Here is a 20,301-nt window from a genome sequence, read left to right on the forward strand (position 1 = left end):
ACTGTGCAGTTCTCAAACAACGACCAGCCACCCATCACCCCACCCAAACCTGAGCGAGTACACCGGGACCGGCAGAAGGAACACAAGCAAAAATCGCCCATGCCCTCAGACACCCAACAGCGCGCCCAACAAACCCACCCACCAGCCACCACTTTCCACACCACTCAATAAATCAAGCAGTAGTACTCGTGATGAACCAGCAAGCAAGCTCACTGAATAGTCAACGTTCCACCCATGAGCAACCAGCATCGAACATTCGCCGATGTACTGGCCTCTGAACCAACCCCGAAAGACTGGTTAAGAAGTGCTCCTTAGAAAGGAGGTGATCCAGCCGCACCTTCCGGTACGGCTACCTTGTTACGACTTCGTCCCAATCGCCAGTCCCACCTTCGACAGCTCCCTCCCACAAGGGGTTGGGCCACCGGCTTCGGGTGTTACCGACTTTCGTGACGTGACGGGCGGTGTGTACAAGGCCCGGGAACGTATTCACCGCAGCAATGCTGATCTGCGATTACTAGCAACTCCGACTTCATGGGGTCGAGTTGCAGACCCCAATCCGAACTGAGACCGGCTTTTTGAGATTCGCTCAACCTCACGGTATCGCAGCTCATTGTACCGGCCATTGTAGCACGTGTGCAGCCCAAGACATAAGGGGCATGATGACTTGACGTCGTCCCCACCTTCCTCCGAGTTGACCCCGGCAGTCTCCTGTGAGTCCCCATCACCCCGAAAGGCATGCTGGCAACACAGAACAAGGGTTGCGCTCGTTGCGGGACTTAACCCAACATCTCACGACACGAGCTGACGACAGCCATGCACCACCTGTATACCGACCACAAGGGGGGCACCATCTCTGATGCTTTCCGGCATATGTCAAGCCTTGGTAAGGTTCTTCGCGTTGCGTCGAATTAAGCCACATGCTCCGCTGCTTGTGCGGGCCCCCGTCAATTCCTTTGAGTTTTAGCCTTGCGGCCGTACTCCCCAGGCGGGGAACTTAATGCGTTAGCTGCGGCACCGACGACGTGGAATGTCGCCAACACCTAGTTCCCAACGTTTACGGCGTGGACTACCAGGGTATCTAATCCTGTTCGCTCCCCACGCTTTCGCTCCTCAGCGTCAGTAATGGCCCAGAGATCCGCCTTCGCCACCGGTGTTCCTCCTGATATCTGCGCATTTCACCGCTACACCAGGAATTCCGATCTCCCCTACCACACTCTAGCCTGCCCGTATCGAATGCAGACCCGGAGTTAAGCTCCGGGCTTTCACATCCGACGCGACAAGCCGCCTACGAGCTCTTTACGCCCAATAATTCCGGACAACGCTTGCGCCCTACGTATTACCGCGGCTGCTGGCACGTAGTTAGCCGGCGCTTCTTCTGCAGGTACCGTCACTTTCGCTTCTTCCCTGCTGAAAGAGGTTTACAACCCGAAGGCCGTCATCCCTCACGCGGCGTCGCTGCATCAGGCTTTCGCCCATTGTGCAATATTCCCCACTGCTGCCTCCCGTAGGAGTCTGGGCCGTGTCTCAGTCCCAGTGTGGCCGGTCGCCCTCTCAGGCCGGCTACCCGTCGTCGCCTTGGTAGGCCATCACCCCACCAACAAGCTGATAGGCCGCGGGCTCATCCTGCACCGCCGGAGCTTTCAACCCGAAGAGATGCCCCTTCAGGTGGTATCCGGTATTAGACCCCGTTTCCAGGGCTTGTCCCAGAGTGCAGGGCAGATTGCCCACGTGTTACTCACCCGTTCGCCACTAATCCACCCCGAAAGGCTTCATCGTTCGACTTGCATGTGTTAAGCACGCCGCCAGCGTTCGTCCTGAGCCAGGATCAAACTCTCCGTGAATGTCTACCCGAAACCGGGTCAAACACCACACAAGAGCGGAACCATCCGAAGGAATATTCGGATGGTTCACAGCGTCCTCGCTGTAGTGCGCCCCACACCAAACCAATGGCATGAGGACTTTTTCAAAGGAACCACATCTCCTAAGAGACGGGGTATCAACATATCTGGCGTTGACTTTTGGCACGCTGTTGAGTTCTCAAGGAACGGACGCTTCCTTCAAATCCCTCTCAGGACTCTCCGGGCTTTTCCCTCCGGTCTTGCGTTTCCAACCCTACCAGACCTTTTTCTGACTCCGTTTCCGGACTTCGAATTCGATCCAGCACCCGATTGGAAGGACTTTTCGCCTTTCGGCTGAGCCGACTTTATCAGAAGCGATTTGACTGAGCGAATCAGTCTTCGCGATCTAAATGAAGAAGTCGATTGGCTCTGCGGAAATTACGCTTTCCACTCAGAGCAAGCTAGATACTAGCGATGGGCCTCGATCATGTCCAGTTCGAGGCAACCGTTTGAATCTACCTCCCTGCAAGACCACTGTCAATGGTTTTTGCGGGCGAGGAGGACACTAGCAGGTCAGGAGGGGTGGACGCACATCAAGCGGCGATCGGTAGTTCGGCGCTGCGGTCGGTGGCGTCGAGGTCCCCGTGCTCTCCCGCTCGGGCAGCTCGGCCGCCGAGGACGTAGACATAGCCGAGGAACAGGGCCTCCGCCCCGATGCCGATGCCGATACGCGCCCAAGTGGGCAGGTCAGAGGGTGTGACAAAGCCTTCGATGACACCCGAAACAAACAGGACGACCGCAAGTCCGATCGCCATGCCCAGTGCGGCTCTGCCTTGCTGGGCCAAGGCTGCTCGGCGGGAGAGCGGACCCGGGTCGATGACCGTCCAGCCCAGGCGCATCCCTGCGCCCGCGGCGATGAAGACGGCCGTCAGTTCAAGGAGGCCGTGCGGGAGGACCAGGCCGAGGAAGGTGTCCAACCGGCCGGCTGAGGCCATCAGCCCGATCCCCACCCCGAGATTGAGCATGTTCAGGAACAAGATCCAGATGACCGGAAGGCAGAGGAAGGCGCCCAGGGTCAGGCACAGGGCGGCGGCCCTGGCGTTGTTCGTCCAGACCTGAGCCGCGAACGAGGTGGCCGGGTGGCTTGAGTAGTACGTCTCGTACTCACCCCCGGGGCGGGTCATCGCCCGTAGTTCATCGGGGGCGGCGATCGAAGACTGGACGTCCGGGTTGGCACCGATCCACCAACCGATGATCGCCGCGACCAATGTGGAGAGGACCGCGGTCGGAATCCACCAGTGGCGCGAGCGGTAGACGGCTGCCGGAAACCCCGCTACGAAGAAGGTGGCCGCGTCCCGCCAGGTCGCCCGACGCGCACCGGTGACCGTCGCGCGGGCCCGGGCCACGAGTTGGGTGAGCCGTCCGACCAGCTGGGGATCGGGTGCCGTGGACTGGATCAGGGAGAGATGGGTCGCGGTCGATTGGTAGAGGGCGACGAGTTCGTCGGCCTCCGCACCCGTCAGGCGGCGACCGCGCCTGATGAGGAGGTCCAAGCGGTCCCACTCGGCGCGATGGGCGGTCACGAAGACATCGAGGTCCATGGTCGGCAGCTGCTCCGGGGACTGGGGGCATACATACGTACTACTGGGGCGCTCTGTCGGTCAGCTTGGCAGACTGATGGAGACGGCACGAGAAGGACCGAGGGTGGAGGCGACTGCGGGTGAGCGCGCTGGTGACGGGGGACGCGGTCGTGCTTGGGGTCCAGCCGGCGAAACTGCCGAGTCGGGCGCTCGCGCTGGCCATCGACATGGTGGTGGTGTGGACCTGCTACCTCGGGATCTCCCTCGTCCTCGCCCTCACCACGTCCTCCCTGGACGAAGCCGCAGCCATGGCCATCGCCATCGGGGCGTTCATCCTGGTCCTGGTGGGCGGGCCCATAGCGGTGGAAACGCTGAGCCATGGGCGCTCGCTGGGCAAGCTCGCCTGTGGACTGCGGGTGGTGCGCGACGACGGCGGGCCGATCCGCTTTCGGCACGCCCTGGTGCGGGGAGCCATGGGTGTGGTGGAGATCTTGATGACCGTCGGCGTCGTCGCCTGCATCGCCTCGCTCGTGTCGGCGCGCGGTCGGCGGATCGGGGACGTGTTCGCAGGGACCTTGGTGATACGCGAGCGGGTGCCGACGGGGCGTGGCACAGGAGTACCACCACCGCCGCCCTGGCTGATGGGTCGATTCACCGAGTTGGATCTGTCGGGGGTTCCGGACGACCTCTGGCTCGCCGTGCGTCAGTATCTGACCCGCATGGGGCAGTTGGACCCTGCTGTCAGCTGGTCAATGGCCGAGCGGCTGGCCAACGAAGTGGTGGACCGTACGGGAACACCGCCTCCCGAGGGGGTACCGCCCGCGGCCTATCTGGCTGCCGTGGTGAACGAGCGCCAGTCGCGGGACGCACGACGGACCCTGGGGGGAGGACCGGCAACTCCTGGGAACGTTCCCCCGTCGGCGGCTGGTTACCTACACGAGGATCGAACGGAGTCCGGACGAGTGGTCCGTCCTATGGAGACTCCGGGCGCCGGGCCCGGTCGAACAGGCTGGACATGGGAGTCCGGGACCGACGGCAAGGGTGCGTCGGCGCAGACCGAGCCGGACATCAGTGGGATGGGTGCGTCTTCCGTGACGGAGGCGCAGCCGACCTCGACCGTACGAGGGCAACCGGGCGCGACCGGGTTCCTCCCGCCTGGCTAGATGCGACGGCGGCGCGGCAGAGCCCTCTTCCCGCCCGTCTATGAGGAGCGAGCCTTCCCGAGCTTCTGCGCGCTGCGGAACTCCGGGTGCTGCCCCCTGCGCCAACCCAGCTTTCGCAAGCGGTGGTTGCCCTTGCGCTTGGTCAGGCGGGTGGCGGATCCGGGAAGGCGGAGGGGGGTGTTTCCAGACTTTCCAGCTCGATTCCCGGTGCGGCCAGAACGACGTCCCCGGCGAGGTGGATCGTGTGCTGCTCACCTGTGTCCAGGGCGCTGACCTGGTACTCGTCCACCATCAGAGGCCCGTTGTCAGTGGCGTGCGCTTCACTGTTCACCAGCGCCCAGGACTGGTCGAGCGTACGTGGCGCAAGCACGGGGTCGGTGAACGCAACGAGGCGCACACGCGTGGGAGGTGAGTGAAGGGTGAGTCGCAGGAGACGGGCAGTGGCAATGAGGAAAGCGGGCGACGTACCAGTGAAGGCATGGGCACGGACATTGCCTTCGGTGGCATGGCTGCCGCTGGGGTCCGAGCGGACCCACGTGACGCCTTCCAGCGCTGCACCGCGGACCTGCCAACTCGCCGCGTGGAGTTCGAGGCGGATGGGACGACCGAGTTCATCGAGGGCGAGATCCACGGAGCCGGCGTGATCACCGGTGGGGGTGGTCGTCTGGGAGACATAGCGCCAGCCGGACGGGCCTGGCGCGCACTGGAAGTGTTCTTCGCCCAGGGGGGAATGATCGTGCGGATCATGAAGCGAATATCGGCCGCGGGGCATGGGGCGTGGACGTCCTTGTGCAGATGAGCTCTTGGCGCGATGAGGCTCTGGTGCGGTGACGGCTCCGATCCGGAGTCGGAACCGTCCGGAACGGTATGGGTAGGCCCCCGACACGGGGGTGCGGGGGCCTACCTCATACCACTGGTGCCATGGGTCGTCGGCCTCGATCGGCCGCCGGGCCCGCGGGCGGGGTGGGTATCACCGGCGTGATCGTCACCCGGGGTGACTCGGGTGACGATACGCACCGAGGATTCCGCGGTGGGCCCGTCCGTTGGCGAGACTGGTCGTCATCGACGAACGGGGGGCCGGCCGTGAGGCCGTCCGGCGTGCTGCTCAGTAGCGGTAGTGGTCCGACTTGTAGGGGCCTTCGACCGGGACGCCGATGTACGACGCCTGCTCGGGACGGAGCGTGGTCAGCTTCACCCCGAGGGCGCCCAGGTGGAGTCGGGCGACCTTCTCGTCGAGGTGCTTGGGCAGCACATAGACGTCGGTCGGGTACTCCTGCGGCTTGGTGAACAGCTCGATCTGGGCCAGGGTCTGGTCCGCGAAGCTGTTGGACATCACGAAGGAGGGGTGTCCGGTGGCATTGCCCAGGTTGAGCAGACGACCCTCCGAGAGCACGATGATGACCTTGCCATCGGCGAAGGTCCAGGTGTGGACCTGCGGCTTGACCTCGTCCTTGACGATGCCGGGGATCTTGGCGAGCCCGGCCATGTCGATCTCGTTGTCGAAGTGGCCGATGTTCCCGACGATGGCCTGGTGCTTCATCTTGGCCATGTCGGCGGCCATGATGATGTCCTTGTTACCCGTCGTCGTGATGAACAGGTCCGCCGTGCCGACCACCTCGTCGAGGGTGGTCACCTGGTAGCCGTCCATCGCGGCCTGGAGGGCGCAGATCGGGTCGATCTCCGTGATGATCACCCGGGCGCCCTGGCCGCGGAGGGACTCCGCACAGCCCTTGCCCACATCACCGTAGCCACAGATCACGGCGACCTTGCCGCCGATGAGGACATCGGTGGCGCGGTTGATGCCGTCGACCAGCGAGTGGCGGCAGCCGTACTTGTTGTCGAACTTCGACTTGGTGACGGCGTCGTTCACATTGATCGCCGGGAAGAGGAGGACGCCGTCACGGTGCATCTCGTACAACCGGTGGACACCCGTCGTGGTCTCCTCCGTGACACCGCGGATCTCGGATGCCAGTCGGGTCCACTTCTGCGGTGCTTCGGAGAGCGTGCGGTTGAGGACACGGAGCACGTGGAAGTACTCCTCGCTGTCCGCCGTCGAGGGGTCGGGGACTTGGCCCGCCTTCTCGAACTCAACGCCCTTGTGGACGAGGAGCGTGGCGTCGCCGCCGTCGTCCAGGATCATGTTCGGGCCGCCGGTGGGCGTGTTGGGCCAGGTCAGCGCCTGCTCGGTGCACCACCAGTACTCCTCCAGCGTCTCGCCCTTCCAGGCGAAGACGGGAACGCCCTGGGGGTTCTCCGGGGTGCCGTTCGGGCCGACGGCGATCGCGGCGGCAGCGTGGTCCTGGGTGGAGAAGATGTTGCAGGACGCCCAGCGGACGTCGGCGCCGAGGGCGACGAGCGTCTCGATGAGGACCGCGGTCTGGATGGTCATGTGCAGGGAGCCGGTGACCCGGGCGCCGGCGAGCGGCTGCTGCTCGGCGTACTCCTTGCGGATCGACATCAGGCCGGGCATCTCGTGCTCGGCGAGGGTGATCTCCTTGCGGCCGAACTCCGCGAGGGAGAGGTCGGCGACCTTGAAGTCCTGTCCGGTGGCGACAGTCGTCATGACGAGCTGCTCCTTGTGTGGAAACACGGTGAGGGATGGAAACGGCATGGCTCTGCGGCGGCGGACATACGAATGCCCGGACCGACCGCAGTGCAGTCCGTCGGAGGCCCTCTCTCCACTCGGCCGGTCCGTGTACGGACCGCCCGACCGCCATCAGCAGCGACGTCTGACACTGTCAACGAATCTACACCGATCCCCGTGGTCGGCCCCAGCCCATGGGGAGTCAGGTTCCGGCCGGATAGAGACCCCAGTCACCTGCCGGTGCCGCCACGGGTCGCTGCCGAGTCCCTCCACGGACGGTCCGAGAGGTGACGGTGTCCGCGGTCGGATCGATCGCGTCGTCCGTCGGTGGGGTACAGCTCCAGCGGTGCGGACGTCCCAGAGACCGATGCAGCTGCCGGTACCGGGCGGGGGTCAGTGGGGACGGTCCGTGGAGGAATCGTCTTCGGGTGCAGGGGAAGGCGCGGTCGGGCTCGCGGCGGCCGAGGGGTTGAAGATGTCCGGCTCCAGATAGATCACCCGGGCGATGGGCACGGCGTCGCGGATGCGCTCCTCGGCGGCGTTGATCGAGCGGGCGACCTCTTCGGCCGTGGTGTCGTTCGGTACGGCGATCTTAGCCGCGACCAGCAGTTCTTCCGGCCCCAGGTGGAGGGTGCGCATATGGATGATGCGGGTGACGGTGTCGCCGTCGACGAGCACCTGCTCGATCCTGCGCACCTCTTCGATGCCCGCGGATTCGCCGAGGAGGAGTGACTTGGTCTCGGCGGCCAGGACGATGGCGATGATGATGAGCAGCACGCCGATGCACAGGGTGCCGATGCCGTCCCAGAGGCCGTCGCCCGTGGCGAGCGCCAGGCTGACACCGGCCAGGGCCAGTACGAGTCCGACGAGCGCGCCGAGGTCTTCGAGCAGGACGACCGGCAGTTCGGGTGCCTTGGCCCTGCGGACGAACTGGGTCCAGGTCAGCGAGCCACGGACCTCGTTCGACTCCTTGATCGCCGTACGGAACGAGAACAGCTCGGCGATGATCGCGAAGATCAGGACGCCCACCGGCCAGTACCAGTGCTCGATCGCATGGGGGTGCTTGATCTTCTCGTAGCCCTCGTAGATCGCGAACATCCCGCCGACGGAGAAGAGGACGATGGAAACGAGGAAGGCGTAGATGTAGCGTTCGCGGCCGTAGCCGAAGGGGTGCTCAGGGGTGGCCTCGCGCTTGGCCTTGCGCCCGCCGAGCAGCAGAAGGCCCTGGTTCCCCGAGTCCGCCAGTGAGTGGACGCTTTCGGCGAGCATCGATGACGAGCCGCTGAACAAGAACGCGAAGAACTTCGCCACCGCGATGGAGAGATTGGCGACCAGAGCCGCCACGATCGCCTTGGTGCCGCCTGACGCACTCATACGTTCCCCGTTGTCCCTTCGTGGGCCCGAGTGCCGGGTGGCCCGCTGTAGTCACCCGGTCACCGACCCGTTGCGAGGGGCGTCATTCTCGCAGTACGACGGGGCGACTGTGGGTCAGATCACCACAGTGGCGCGGAAGACGGTCCCGGTGTCGCCGTTCGTCGCGGAGCCCGCGAGTTCCTCGCCGGCCGGTACGAACACGGACTCGCCGGGGCCGAGGTCCAGTTCGCCCAGGGTGACGCGACCTGCCGTGCAGAGCAGGATCTGCGGGGTGTCGGCGGTGAGGTCGCTCGCGGCGGCGTCGGGGGCGAGGACGTACCGGGACAGCCGGAACTCGTCGATCGGGGTGTCGTAGACCTCTTCGCCCCGTTCGGACGCTTCGGGTCGCAGCACCGCGGGGTCGTCCGCGTCGAACCGTACGACCCTGAGCAGTTCGGGGACGTCCACGTGCTTGGGGGTCAGGCCGCAGCGCAGCACGTTGTCCGAGTTGGCCATGATCTCGATGCCGAGGCCGTTGATGTAGGCGTGGGGAACTCCGGCGCCCAGGAACATCGCCTCTCCCGGCTCCAGCCGGACATGGTTGAGCAGCATCGCCGCGATGACCCCCGGGTCACCGGGGAAGTGGTGCGCGATCTCGGCGTACGGCGCGTACGGTCCGCCGATGTGACGCGCGGCGACGGCGGCTTCGGTGACGGTGGCCGCCATCTCCTCACGATCGGCGGTGAGCACCGCGGTGAGGAGTTCCCGCAGGGCGGCTTCCTCGGGGTGGGCCTGGAGCAGGTCGACGTACGGCTTGAGGGAGTCGACGCCGAGCCCGGCGATGAGTTCGGCGGTGTCCCGTGGTGTACGGAATCCGCACAGGCCCTCGAAGGGGGTGAGTGCGCAGATCAACTCGGGCTTGTGGTTGGCGTCCTTGTAGTTGCGGTGGGGTGCGTCGAGCGGGATGTGGGCGCGCTCTTCGGTGGCGTACCCCTGTTGGGCCTGCGCGAGGTCGGGGTGGACCTGGAGGGACAGGGGTGTGCCCGCGGCCAGGATCTTGAACAGGAACGGCAGATGGGGGCCGAACTTGCGGACGGCGGCTGCGCCGAGTTCGCGTACGGGGTCGGCGGCGATCACTTCGTTGAGCGGGCCGCGTTCGAGCCGGGAGGGGGCGCCCGGGTGGGCGCCCATCCACAGTTCGGCCTGGGGTTCGCCGGTGGGGGCGACGCCGAGGAGTTCCGGGATCGCTGTCGTGGAGCCCCAGGCGTAAGGGCGCACGGTGTTGGAGAGGCGGTCCATGGTCGTTCTCGGGCCTTCCCGGTGGTGCGGAGTGCTGAGCAGGTGTCAGGAGGGGGTGGCGGGGGTCGCGAGTGCCAGATAGACGGCGGCGAAGTCGGTGACGGCGAGGAGTTCGGCGATGGACTCCAGCAAGGTGCCCTCCTCCGGTTCGAGTTCGCTAATCGCGGTGTCGTGTCCGAGTGCGAGTTCACGGGCTGCTGGCGCGGCCGTCAGTCCGCCGATGGGGCGGTCGCGCAGGAGGACGATCCGGGCGCGCAGGGCCTGAGGGTCCTCGACCCGGTCGCGGAAGAAGTCGTCGGCGTCCGCTCCGGCGGCGAGGGCGCCGGCGAGGAGGATTCCGTGCGCGGGCAGTGCCTCGGGCAGTTCCGCTGCGAGGGCGGGTCGGCCGGACAGTTCGGCGAGCACGGCTGCGAAGCGGCGTCCGGCCGGTGCCGCGCCTTCGCCTTCGGTCCAGATCAGCGGGAGGCTGTCGGCGAGTTCGGCGGCGAGCGTCTTGGCGGGGTTGCTGTAGGTGGCGATGGCCGGACCGCAGCGTTCTGCTGTGCGGTCGAGCCGGTCGGCGACCTTCGCGAGGGTCTCCGGCGGGGCTTCGAGCAGTCCGACCCGGTCGAGCAGGGAGAGCAGCGGGGTGAACAGGGCCCAGAGTGCGCCGGGGCTGGCCGCGAGCGTCTCCTCGTACAACTCGTGCGGCGCAGTGGCCAGGGGGACGACAAGGCCGTGGGCTGCGTCGACTGCTTCGGCCAGCGGAGAGCCCTTGGGGGTGACCGCGACGACCTGGCAGCCGCGGCGGTACGCCTGCTCGGTGAGGACGGCGAGGCCGGGTTCGCTTCCGTCGGTGGTGACCACCAGGAGCAGATCGAGCGAGCCGGCCCAGCCGGGGAGGTTCCAGCGCAGGGCACCTGCGGCCGGGGCCACACCGGTGGGTGTGAGGCGGGTGACGGGGGCGCTCGCACCGGCGAGTGCGCCGATCAGATCGGCGACTCCGGTGGCGGCGGAGCCTGAGCCCGCCACCAGGACGGCTCGTGGTCGCCCTTCCGGGTTGAGTGCCGCGATTCCTGCTTCGGCGGCGTGCCGGGCTGCGGTTCGTACGCGGGCGCCTGCTTCGGCCGCGCCGCGGAGGAGCCCTCGGCGGTCGGCGCGGGCGAGCGCTTCCGGGTCGTCGAGGAGTGACTCGTCGAGCATGTGGTGGGCCTCCGATCGCCGTGCGGGTGCTTCTACGTCAGTGGCGTGAGGATTGGGCCGCCGGGCGTCGGTCGGCTCCGGGTCGGCTCACGCTGTCGTGGCGGGGGCACGGGTCCGTACGGTGCCCTGCCGACGCACCGGGCGTGTGCACCGGATGGCGGCGGAGCGGTGGGCGTGTCACCGGTGGCACGTGTCAGGCGGGTCGGCGGGCTTCGTCGACAAGTAGTACGGGGATGTCGTCCCGCACGGGGTAGGCGAGGCCGCAGTCCTGGCCGGTGCAGATCAGCTCGGGGTCATCGGCTGCCGTGCGGTCGTCGAGGGGTGCGTGGCAGGCCGGGCAGGCGAGGATCTCAAGGAGGCCGGCTTCAAGCGGCATGGGTGCGGTGTCCTCTCGTGGTACTGGAAGTGACTCGGCGTTGGCCGGGTCTGGGTGGATTGGCCACGTCAGCGTACCGCCGGGGGAACGCGCGGGGCGCGTTCTGGCGATGCTGGGCCTTCGCCGGGCGCTGCGCACAGCGGGCGCGACGGGCGGTCGGACGCGGCAGGGCCGGGTCAGGGCCCGTGGGGCGGTGGGGCCGGTGGCGGATTGCCGTGGGGGACTCGGAGCCGAGGCGAGAGGGAACGAGCGGCCGGGTGCGGGCGAGGGGGTGCAGGGCGACCACGGCGTGCGGCTGCGGGCCTACAACTGCGCGGCGTACAGAACGAAGGGCCGGCTCGGAGGAGCTCGGTGACATGAGCGGGCCGCACCGCCGTCGTGGTTGCAGCGGCTGCCGTACGGCGGTCGGCTTTCGGGTCCGCCCCGGGCCGGTTCCGAGGACGTACCCCGGTACTTGGCGTTCGGGCAGGGCGAGCGCCCATGAGGTGGTTGTTCGGCGGGGAGGGGCTGCCCGTCCCCGCCGAACATCACCGACAACCGCGCCCGCCGAACAGGCGCGGCAAACCAGATGGATCTACTCGGCGCGCACCAAGGCCAGTACCTCGTCGCGCACCTTGTTCAAGGTCTCCTTGTCCCGTGCCTCGACGTTCAGGCGCAGCAGCGGCTCGGTGTTGGAGGGACGGAGGTTGAACCACCAGTCCTCGGTGGTCACCGTGAGGCCGTCCAACTCGTCCACGGTCACTCCGGGCAGGGAGGCGTAGGTCGCCTTCACCGCGGCGGTCCGTCCTGCCTGGTCGTCCACCGTGGAGTTGATCTCGCCCGAGCCCTGGTAGCGGTCGTACTGGGCCAGCAGTTCGGAGAGGGTGCCCTCCTGGGAGCCGAGGGCGGCCAGGACGTGGAGTGCCGCGAGCATGCCGGTGTCCGCGTTCCAGAAGTCGCGGAAGTAGTAGTGCGCGGAGTGCTCACCGCCGAAGATCGCGCCCGTGTTCGCCATCTCCTGCTTGATGAAGGAGTGGCCCACGCGGGTGCGTACGGGCTCGCCGCCGTTCTCGCGGACGACCTCCGGGACCGACCAGGAGGTGATCAGGTTGTGGATCACCGTGCCTCCGGGGTGCTTGGCGAGCTCCCGGGCCGCGACGAGTGCGGTGATCGCGGAGGGGGAGACTCCCTCGCCGCGCTCGTCCACCACGAAGCAGCGGTCGGCGTCTCCGTCGAAGGCGAGGCCCAGATCGGCACCCTCCGCCCGGACGCGTGCCTGGAGGTCGACGATGTTCGCCGGGTCCAGGGGGTTCGCCTCGTGGTTGGGGAAGGTGCCGTCGAGCTCGAAGTACATCGGTACGAGGGTGACGGGCAGCGAGGCGAAGACGGTCGGGACGGTGTGACCGCCCATGCCGTTGCCGGCGTCGACGACGACCTTCAGATGGCGCATCGAGGACAGGTCCACGAGGGAGAGCAGATGGGCCGCGTACTCGACGAGCGTGTCGTGCTCGCTAATGCTGCCCGGCTTCTCGACGGGGGTTGGTGCCCCGGAGTCCGACCAGCTCTCCACCAGGGAGCGGATCTCGGAGAGTCCGGTGTCCTGGCCGACCGGGGCGGCACCCGCGCGGCACATCTTGATCCCGTTGTACTGGGCGGGGTTGTGGGAGGCGGTGAACATGGCCCCCGGCAGCCCGAAGTGCCCGGAGGCGAAGTACAGCTGGTCGGTGGAGCAGAGGCCGATCAGGGTCACATCGGCGCCGCGCGCCGCAGCGCCCCGGGCGAACGCCCCGGACAGCCCCGGTGACGACGGCCGCATGTCATGGCCGATGACGATCGCATCGGCATCCGTCACCTGGACGAAAGCCGCTCCGAAGAGCTCGGCCAGCGCCTCGTCCCACTGGTCCGGCACCACGCCGCGGACGTCGTACGCCTTCACGATCTGCGACAGATCAGCAGTCACGGGTCAACTCCTCCTGAAAACTCTGCGGTCGCATCAAACTACCGGCATTCGCTCATCAGTCCTGGCCGTAGCGCGGATCGACCGACTCGGGGGCCAGTCCGAGGAGCTCGGCCACCTGCTCCACCACGACCTCGTGGACGAGCAGTGCGCGCTCCTCGCGGTTCTTCGTCCGGATCTCGACCGGCCGTCGGTAGACCACGACCCGTGCGGGCCGTCCCTTCTCCGCGGAGGACGAGCTGCCGAGCGGCACCGATTCCTCCGGTGCACCCGGCACATCCACGACGAGGAAGTCGACGTCCGCCAGTTGTGGCCACCGCCGCTCAAGCCGTTCCACGGAGTCCTGCACCAGGTCCTGGAAGGATTCGGCCCGGCTGGCGGCGAGGGGTACTTGTGGTGGGGCGACGGGTCCGCGCATGCCCCGGCCGTGGCGGTCACGACGGCGTGGCCGCGGCTCGACCGGGTGGGGCGGTACAGGACTGTCCATCACTGACGCAGGGTAGCCCTCCGGAACACACCGCGGCCGGGTACGCGCTGGGGAAACCGCACAGGAGACCGAACTCAGCCACGAGGTGTCGCCAAATGAACGTTCGAGTCGCACTTCAGTGCGGTTCGACAGCTGTTTTCGATCATGGAATGGACGGTGAATGACCTGATTAATGGCACGCCCCGACCGAATCCTGCGGGGCAGTCTTCGGTACGCCGCCCTTTCACCGCAGGTCAGCGCGGTGAATCGCGGAACCTCCGAACAAGTCCGCAGACCACGACACGGTGGAGTGACCTGGTGGAGAGTCGTCGCAGCCCGCTCAAGAGTGCGGTACCGTCCAACGTCGTGAGCCCTGTACGTCGCTGTTCGCGCACCGCCTGCGGCCGTCCTGCCGTCGCGACACTGACGTACGTCTATGCCGACTCGACCGCAGTCCTCGGCCCGCTCGCCACCTACGCCGAACCCCACTGCTACGACCTGTGCGCCGAGCACAGCGAACGCCTGACGGCGCCACGTGGCTGGGAGGTCGTGCGCCTCACCGACGGTTCAGCTCCGGCCCGCCCCAGCGGTGATGATCTTGAGGCGCTGGCCAATGCCGTTCGTGAGGCGGCCCGCCCCCAGGGACGCGCTGCCGGGGCCGCGCAGAACGGGCGCCGGGGCGCCGACCCCATGGAGGTCGCCCGTCGCGGCCATCTCCGGGTGCTCCGCTCCCCCGACTCCTGAACCCCACTCGGCCCACCGACCGCACTTCGTCGAGCGCGCCCGTCGCCCATGACTGCTGGTCCAGGGCCGTTGGGCGGCTCAGTCCAGTGGACGACTCAGTCCAGGACGGTGAGTTCATCCGTCACGCGCGGCACCGCCACCGTCCCACGATCGTCCGACAACGTCTGGACGGTGAACGCCGCGACGCCACCGAGCGGTAGGGCGAGAGCACGCGACGCGTGCACCGGGCCGCCGGACTCGACGGTCACGGTCAGGGCGTACGACCCCTTCAACCCGGCCGGCACCGGTGGGACGAACGCCGTTGTGGTGCCCGCGGGCACCTGGTAGGTCTTCACCACGGGTGTGCCGCCCCCACTGCCCGATGACGCGGTGACCCGGACCCGCGCCGCCGCACCCGGTGCCGTCAGCGAGAGCGTGGTCTCCTTGGCGCGGTTGTCCGCGATCGAGGCACGGGCACCCACGGGCGCCGTCGCCGGGATGAACGCGATCTCCTGCTTCGTCCCCTTGCCCCGGACCACGCGCAGTGCCGCGACCACCGGTGTCGCCCGTCCGCGCTGCGCCGGGCCGAGGATCAGGGAGCCCGCCTCACCACGGGTGACGTCCTTGAGTTCGATGCTCGCCGTCATCCCCGACTTCACGTGCAGGCCCTCACTCCCGGCGGGGACGATCTTCCCCCCGGGACCGGCAAGTTGGATCTTGAGGTCGGCGTCGTCCTCGCCGGGTGCGAAGGCCACCAGCCGGACGGACGTGGCATCGGCCGGGATGCCCGGGAGGACGACGGTCGCCGCGGGGCCTGCGGTGGCGTTCAACCAGTCGCTGCCCTCGGCGGCGAACGCTGCGCCCGCCTTCGCGGCCGTCGGACGGGTCTCGGCGGCCCGCACCGCCGCGCCGACCCGGCCCGAGCGGGTCGCGACGCGCACGGTCACGTCCTCGGCGACATCGGTCGTCAGCGTCGAGAGCAGCACCGGCACGCTGGAGCCGGCCGGAACCGGGATGCCCTCCGTGACGGTGGTGCGCAGCAGACCGGCCTTGCCGTACAGCTCGACGTCCACCACGGCGGGAATGTCATCCGGGTTGGTGAGGTGCACATAGTCCTGGCGTTCCTTGGCCATGGACGCGCCGGGGAACCAGAACTCCGCGTCGGGGACGGAGCAGTTGACGCCGAGCAGCCCGCGCCCGTCGCCCTTCGCGACGGAGGTCAACTGGGCGGTCCAGCCGGGGGCCAGCCGTCCGGAGGCGGTGCCGACGAGTGCGGGGGCGGTGGCCGCGGTGGTCCTGGCGGTGGCCGGTCGGCCCTGTTCGGCGAGCGACAGCACCGGTTTGCCATCGGTGGCGGGTCGGCTCACGGGGGCCTTCTTCGTCCCGGGGTTGCGGTCCGTCAGCGCCGCCACCGACCTCTTGAGCTCGGCGCTGCCCTTGACCGCGCCCCCCGACCCCAGCGGTGTGTAGGAGGTGTAGGTGGTCTCGGCCGCCTCGGTTCCGCCGGGCGCGGGGCAGAGCAGATGGACGCGCTCGACCGGCAGCCGGGCGGGAGCCTTGGCCTGTGGGGGCGCGTCGGCGGTGTCAGGCGCGGTGATCGCGGCGATCCCCGTGATCGCGGAGAGCGCGGTCACGGCGGCAAGCAGGGACAGGGTCGTGCGCTTCACTCTGACGTGCCTCTGGTCGCGTTGGGGTCTGCATCGTGGTCGACGGCGGGTCGTGACGGGTCGCGTTCGGACCTGGTACGACGGACTCCCGGCGAACTCCGGTCACCGGTGGGGAGGTCGTTCGGGCGGGCGCCGGGGGCGTGCGGATCGTGTCCGTACGGGTCGGGGTCCGGCCTTGGACGGCGCGGCTGTGGCGCCCGTTCGGAACGCCCGCTTCCGTACCTGGGCGGGCGGTCCTCGGCCTCCCCGATTCCGTAGGAGGACCCGGCTCCGTAGTCGGCTCCGTAAAAGGGCTCAGTTCCACGGGAGGACTCAGTTCCACGGGAGGAGTCGGGGCCGTTCCCGTACGAAGGCGGTGTGCCGTGGGTGGTCGCGTACGCCGCCTCGGTCGGTGCGTCCGTGGCGCCGACCGTACGAGTCGATCCGCCCACGGGCTGCGGAGGAATCCCCGACCGCAGGTGCGACGGTGGCGCGGGAAGCGCAGTGGTCTCTTCCGGAAGGTCGTCGTCGAGTCGGGCGCGCCGCCCGGGAAGCGCCAGGACGACCAGGACGAACACCAGGCCGGCCTGGGTCCAGAGCCACCCGGTGTGTCCGGTGGGGTTCTCATGGGTCAGGATCAGCCGTCCCCCGGCCGCGGGCAGTTCGAAGCCCTGCGCCCAGCCGTCGACGAGCTTCTTCGGTAGCGGGCGGCCGTCCAGGGTGGCGCGCCAGCCCGCATCGGCGCGATCGGCGATCCGGAGGGTACGGCCTTCCTTCCCGGCCGGAATCCGGGTGTCGGCGCCGACGGTGTCCGACGCCACGGGGAGGGGATCGCGCTTGCCGTCGACGATCATGGCCCGGGCGACCTGGCGGTCCACTCGCCACAGGGCGCCGCCGTCCAGTCGACTCAGTCGTCCCAGACCGGGGGTGGCGTCGAGGGTGCGGCTGATCTGCGGCGGCGTTCCCTCCCGTACCAGGACATAGCGGATCGCGAATCCGCTGAGCTGACGGGTCTGGTCGGCTCCCGAGCCGGCCACCAGGTGGGCGACCACCTTGTCGAGGCGCTCGTCGCTGCCGTTCGCCTCGGCGAGTTCCGCATCGCCGAGACGGCTGCCGACCCCGCGCACCAGGGTGTACGGGACGTCCGCGGCCGATGTGCCTCCCAGGACCAGGGTGCGCGGCTGGTCCTTGGTGTCGCTCTCCTCGGCGACGAAGGGGGGCACCTGAACGGGATCGCGGCGCTCCAGCGGACCGGCAGCGCCGTGCATCATCCAGTTCGCCGCGGCGAAGAGTGGACCGACGGCCGCAACGACCGCGATCAGGACCGCGACGGGTTGGCGCCAGCCGAAGTTCTGTGCGCCCGCTCGCGTACGGCCGAGTTCGGCGCCGAGGACGGCTGCGACGAGGAGTGCGATGCCGTAGACGAGGGTGGCGGGGCCGGCCCAGCCGCTGTGGTTGGTCAGCACGGCGAAGAGCAGCGCGACGAGCGCCACCACCCAGGCGACGCGGATCGGCAGTTGCCGCTCCTCGCGCACGAGTGCGGCGAGCGCTGCGAGCACCACACCGACGAGGACGATGCCGCCGACGGTCTTGGGCCCTGCGGGGCTGATGCCGAGCAGGTCGAGCGCGGAGGCACCGCCGGCGCCGAGGTCGAGCCCGGCTTCGCGCAGCAGCGTGGACGGATTGCTCAGCAGCGAGAGCGACCACGGCGCGAGGAGGAGGACGGGAGTGCCGATCGCGGCGACGAACCTCAGGGCGTACGCGGTGAGGTCCTGGCGGCGGAAGATCAGCACACCGATCCCGAGCACCAAGGCGAGCGGCCAGACGACGGGCGTGAACGCCATGGCCAGCGCCAGCAACAGGGCGTACGCCCAGGTCGCGCGCCATGATCCACGTACCCCTGGGCGGTGGAACCCATGGGCCGCGACGGCCGCGCGGGCGAGGAAGGGCAACAGGATCGCGAGGACCGCCGTGCCCAGTCGTCCGGTGGCGAGTGCTCCGGTGGCAGCGGGGAGGAAGGCGTACGCCACGCTCGCCCAGGCCCGCAGCAGCCGGGATCCGACCAGGGAGCGGGAGGCGAAATAGGCGCTGAGCCCGGCGAGGGGCACCGAGCAGACGAGGAGCACGGTCAGTGCGAAGCCCGTGGAGCCGAGGAAGAGCACGGACAGACCGGTCAGCACGGCGAGATAGGGGGGCGCGGTCCGGGTGCTGCCCGTGCCGAACGGCTGCCAGGTCTCGGTGTAGCGGGCCCAGAGTTCCGATACGTCGGTGGGCGCCGGCAGCAGGGCGCCGCCCATGAGGGTGCCACCGCCGAAGAGGCCCCGGCAGGCGACGACGGAGACCACCAGCAGGAGGGCGAAGAGCACGGGTTCGGGCTGCCGACCGAGCTTCTTGAGTCGGGCGAACTGCTCGATCTCCAGGAAGTCGGCGTCCTCGTCGCCCGGACCGGATTCCACGGCGCCGTGTCGCGGCGCCGAATCCGCAGCGTCGGTGCCGGTGGCGAAGTGGCCCATCGCCTGCTCGACAGTGGCCTTGACGGTGGCGCCGCGCGGCGGGAGGAGCGGACGCAGTTCACGGGCGTCGGCCGCCCGGGTGCGAGCCCGCCTGCGCCGGCCGGCGATGATGCGCTCGGGGCGCAGCAGGGTGCCGATGAGCGCGCCGATCTCGTCTATGGCGTGGCCCGGGGCCTTGCCGAGGAGATAGGCGACAGCACGGATCAGGGTGCCGAGCACGATCCGCAGCAGGACGTAGGGGAGGGCCGCGAGCCGGGTGTTGGTGAGCAGCGTGTAGATGGCGCCGGCTTTGGCGACGCGGTGCGGACTGGCGGTGGAGCGACCAGCGCAGTCGACGGTGCGGCGTTCGCGCGATGCGGCTTCGGCGTGGTGCAGAACGGCCTCGGGCGCGATCAGCACCCGGTGTCCGGCGTTCTGGACCCGCCAGCAGAGGTCGATGTCATCGCGCATCAGGGGGAGCCTGCGGTCGAAGCCGCCAAGCTGTTCGAAGACGTCACGGCGGATGAGCATGCCGGCGGAGGAGACGGACAGGACGGTTCGTACCTGGTCGTGCTGGCCCTGGTCCTGTTCACGGCGGTCCAGCCCGGTCCAGCGCCGGCCGCTGTTGGCGATGGACACGCCGACTTCGAGGAGTTGGCGGCGGTCGTACCAGCCGCGGAGCTTGGGGCCTGCCACGGCGGCCTGGTCGTCGGCGTCGACGACGCGCAGCAGTTCGGCGAGCGCGTTCGGCTCGGGCGCGCTGTCGTCGTGGAGGAGCCAGAGCCACTGGACCGGCTCGCCGTAGGGGAGTTCCGGCATGTCGTAGGCGTCGTCGTGCCACGTCCTGGTGGCGGGGTCCCAGCCGCTGGGCCGCTTCAGGTAGGGCAGGTCCTCCGGGGTGAGCACGGGGGCCGTGCGCACGGCTTCGTCGACCGCGCCGCCGAAGCCGGTGCGGCGCGCGAGGTGGAGCACTCGATGGGTGCCGAGGGAGTCGGTGAGCAGCCGCGCGCACTCGTCGGCACTGCCGGTGTCCGCGGCGATGACGTTCTGTACGGGGCGTTCCTGGCCGAGGAGTCCGGCGAGGGTGTCGGGGAGCCAGCGTGCGCCGTCGTGGGAGACGAGCACGGCGGTGACGACGTGCCGGGGGAACTCCTGCGGGTGTGCGGGGGAGAACGCGGCTGTGGTGGCGGACATCGAGGTACGGGCCCTCCGGCCGGGGTCGCCCCGTGCGGGGGCGCTGAAGCATCTGGGACGGGGCCCAACACTAACGGTAGGGAAAAGGGCAGGAGCGCTAAGCGATGTGACGTACGGGGTGAAGTGTGCTGTTGGGGCGAGAGATGCACATCAGGTGCCAGGGACCGCTGATGTGATGGTCGGTCGGAGTTCGGTCGGAGTCTCGGGGGCGCGGGGCGCGGCATCAACGAGGGGTACACAGCGCGGGAAGGGAGACGGGAAGGGGGGTGGATCGCGATGGTCGGCGACCCATGACTGCCGGGGCGTATCCCGGACGCTCTCCAGCCCGTTGGTAGAAAGGGGACAGCGGGCAGCCGTCGGCGGACCCGGGCGGCGAGGAGTCGCTCAGCCGGGAGTGGCGCGGCAGCCCTGGGCAGATCGGTCGGCTTCGGCCGGGGTCGCGAAGGTCGGGTATGGGGCCCTGGAGGAG

The 20,301-nt window shown here is 68.4% G+C and carries 13 protein-coding genes and 1 rRNA gene; 2 read left to right on the forward strand and 12 right to left on the reverse strand.

From position 1 onward, the window contains the following. Window positions 1-315: 315 nt before the first annotated feature. Window positions 316-1,841, reverse strand: a 16S ribosomal RNA gene (locus OID54_RS15335). A gap of 590 nt (window positions 1,842-2,431) precedes the next feature. Next, window positions 2,432-3,439, reverse strand: a complete 1,008-nt coding sequence (locus OID54_RS15340; protein ID WP_329019781.1) for a stage II sporulation protein M — start codon at window positions 3,437-3,439, stop codon at window positions 2,432-2,434. Window positions 3,440-3,558: 119 nt separating this feature from the next. On the opposite strand from OID54_RS15340, the gene OID54_RS15345 reads away from it, so the two are divergent. After that, a complete protein-coding gene (locus OID54_RS15345; protein WP_329019784.1) occupies window positions 3,559-4,581 on the forward strand; it encodes an RDD family protein in 1,023 nt (340 codons plus the stop codon). Between the two features lie 142 nt (window positions 4,582-4,723). On the opposite strand, the gene OID54_RS15350 is transcribed toward OID54_RS15345, so the two are convergent. The 8 genes from OID54_RS15350 to OID54_RS15385 form a co-directional block, all read right to left on the reverse strand. After that, on the reverse strand, window positions 4,724-5,353 hold the full coding sequence (locus OID54_RS15350; protein ID WP_329019787.1) for a hypothetical protein: 630 nt from the start codon (window positions 5,351-5,353) through the stop codon (window positions 4,724-4,726). 333 nt (window positions 5,354-5,686) lie between these two features. Next, a complete protein-coding gene (gene ahcY / locus OID54_RS15355) occupies window positions 5,687-7,144 on the reverse strand; it encodes an adenosylhomocysteinase (RefSeq protein ID WP_329019790.1) in 1,458 nt (485 codons plus the stop codon). A 414-nt stretch (window positions 7,145-7,558) separates the two neighbouring features. Beyond that, entirely contained in the window at window positions 7,559-8,539 is a 981-nt protein-coding gene (locus tag OID54_RS15360; protein WP_329019793.1) for a cation diffusion facilitator family transporter, read from the reverse strand. 114 nt (window positions 8,540-8,653) lie between these two features. After that, on the reverse strand, window positions 8,654-9,817 hold the full coding sequence (gene manA / locus OID54_RS15365) for a mannose-6-phosphate isomerase, class I (RefSeq protein ID WP_329019796.1): 1,164 nt from the start codon (window positions 9,815-9,817) through the stop codon (window positions 8,654-8,656). A 45-nt stretch (window positions 9,818-9,862) separates the two neighbouring features. Continuing rightward, window positions 9,863-10,999, reverse strand: a complete 1,137-nt coding sequence (locus tag OID54_RS15370) for an SIS domain-containing protein (protein ID WP_329019801.1) — start codon at window positions 10,997-10,999, stop codon at window positions 9,863-9,865. Window positions 11,000-11,192: 193 nt separating this feature from the next. Next, the gene (locus OID54_RS15375) at window positions 11,193-11,375 is read right to left on the reverse strand and encodes a Trm112 family protein (protein ID WP_329019803.1); all 183 of its coding nucleotides are present in this window, start codon (window positions 11,373-11,375) and stop codon (window positions 11,193-11,195) included. 574 nt (window positions 11,376-11,949) lie between these two features. Beyond that, complete coding sequence (locus tag OID54_RS15380; protein WP_329019806.1) at window positions 11,950-13,314, reverse strand: phosphomannomutase/phosphoglucomutase; 1,365 nt, start codon at window positions 13,312-13,314, stop codon at window positions 11,950-11,952. Between the two features lie 55 nt (window positions 13,315-13,369). Beyond that, a complete protein-coding gene (locus tag OID54_RS15385; protein WP_329019808.1) occupies window positions 13,370-13,798 on the reverse strand; it encodes a metallopeptidase family protein in 429 nt (142 codons plus the stop codon). Between the two features lie 297 nt (window positions 13,799-14,095). On the opposite strand from OID54_RS15385, the gene OID54_RS15390 reads away from it, so the two are divergent. Then, window positions 14,096-14,521: a DUF3499 domain-containing protein gene (locus OID54_RS15390; RefSeq protein ID WP_329019811.1), complete on the forward strand. Its 426-nt coding sequence runs from the start codon at window positions 14,096-14,098 to the stop codon at window positions 14,519-14,521. Window positions 14,522-14,616: 95 nt separating this feature from the next. Here OID54_RS15390 and OID54_RS15395 read toward each other — a convergent pair whose 3' ends face one another. Both OID54_RS15395 and OID54_RS15400 read right to left on the reverse strand, forming a co-directional pair. Beyond that, complete coding sequence (locus tag OID54_RS15395) at window positions 14,617-16,167, reverse strand: DUF5719 family protein (protein WP_329019813.1); 1,551 nt, start codon at window positions 16,165-16,167, stop codon at window positions 14,617-14,619. Beyond that, window positions 16,164-19,832 (reverse strand): glycosyltransferase family 2 protein, encoded by a 3,669-nt coding sequence (locus OID54_RS15400; protein WP_329019816.1) that lies wholly within the window; start codon window positions 19,830-19,832, stop codon window positions 16,164-16,166. Before OID54_RS15400 ends, OID54_RS15395 begins: the two co-directional genes overlap by 4 nt. Window positions 19,833-20,301 lie beyond the last annotated feature (469 nt).

Source organism: Streptomyces sp. NBC_00690 (assembly GCF_036226685.1).
Classification (GTDB): domain Bacteria; phylum Actinomycetota; class Actinomycetes; order Streptomycetales; family Streptomycetaceae; genus Streptomyces.

What these genes read in the sequence shown, in the direction of transcription:
- OID54_RS15340 (WP_329019781.1), bottom strand. Translation starts at nt 3,439, where the DNA reads ATGGACCTCGATGTCTTCGTGACCGCCCATCGCGCCGAGTGGGACCGC.
- OID54_RS15350 (WP_329019787.1), bottom strand. Translation starts at nt 5,353, where the DNA reads ATGCCCCGCGGCCGATATTCGCTTCATGATCCGCACGATCATTCCCCC.
- ahcY (WP_329019790.1), bottom strand. Translation starts at nt 7,144, where the DNA reads ATGACGACTGTCGCCACCGGACAGGACTTCAAGGTCGCCGACCTCTCC.
- OID54_RS15360 (WP_329019793.1), bottom strand. Translation starts at nt 8,539, where the DNA reads ATGAGTGCGTCAGGCGGCACCAAGGCGATCGTGGCGGCTCTGGTCGCC.
- manA (WP_329019796.1), bottom strand. Translation starts at nt 9,817, where the DNA reads ATGGACCGCCTCTCCAACACCGTGCGCCCTTACGCCTGGGGCTCCACG.
- OID54_RS15370 (WP_329019801.1), bottom strand. Translation starts at nt 10,999, where the DNA reads ATGCTCGACGAGTCACTCCTCGACGACCCGGAAGCGCTCGCCCGCGCC.
- OID54_RS15375 (WP_329019803.1), bottom strand. Translation starts at nt 11,375, where the DNA reads ATGCCGCTTGAAGCCGGCCTCCTTGAGATCCTCGCCTGCCCGGCCTGC.
- OID54_RS15385 (WP_329019808.1), bottom strand. Translation starts at nt 13,798, where the DNA reads ATGGACAGTCCTGTACCGCCCCACCCGGTCGAGCCGCGGCCACGCCGT.
- OID54_RS15400 (WP_329019816.1), bottom strand. Translation starts at nt 19,832, where the DNA reads ATGTCCGCCACCACAGCCGCGTTCTCCCCCGCACACCCGCAGGAGTTC.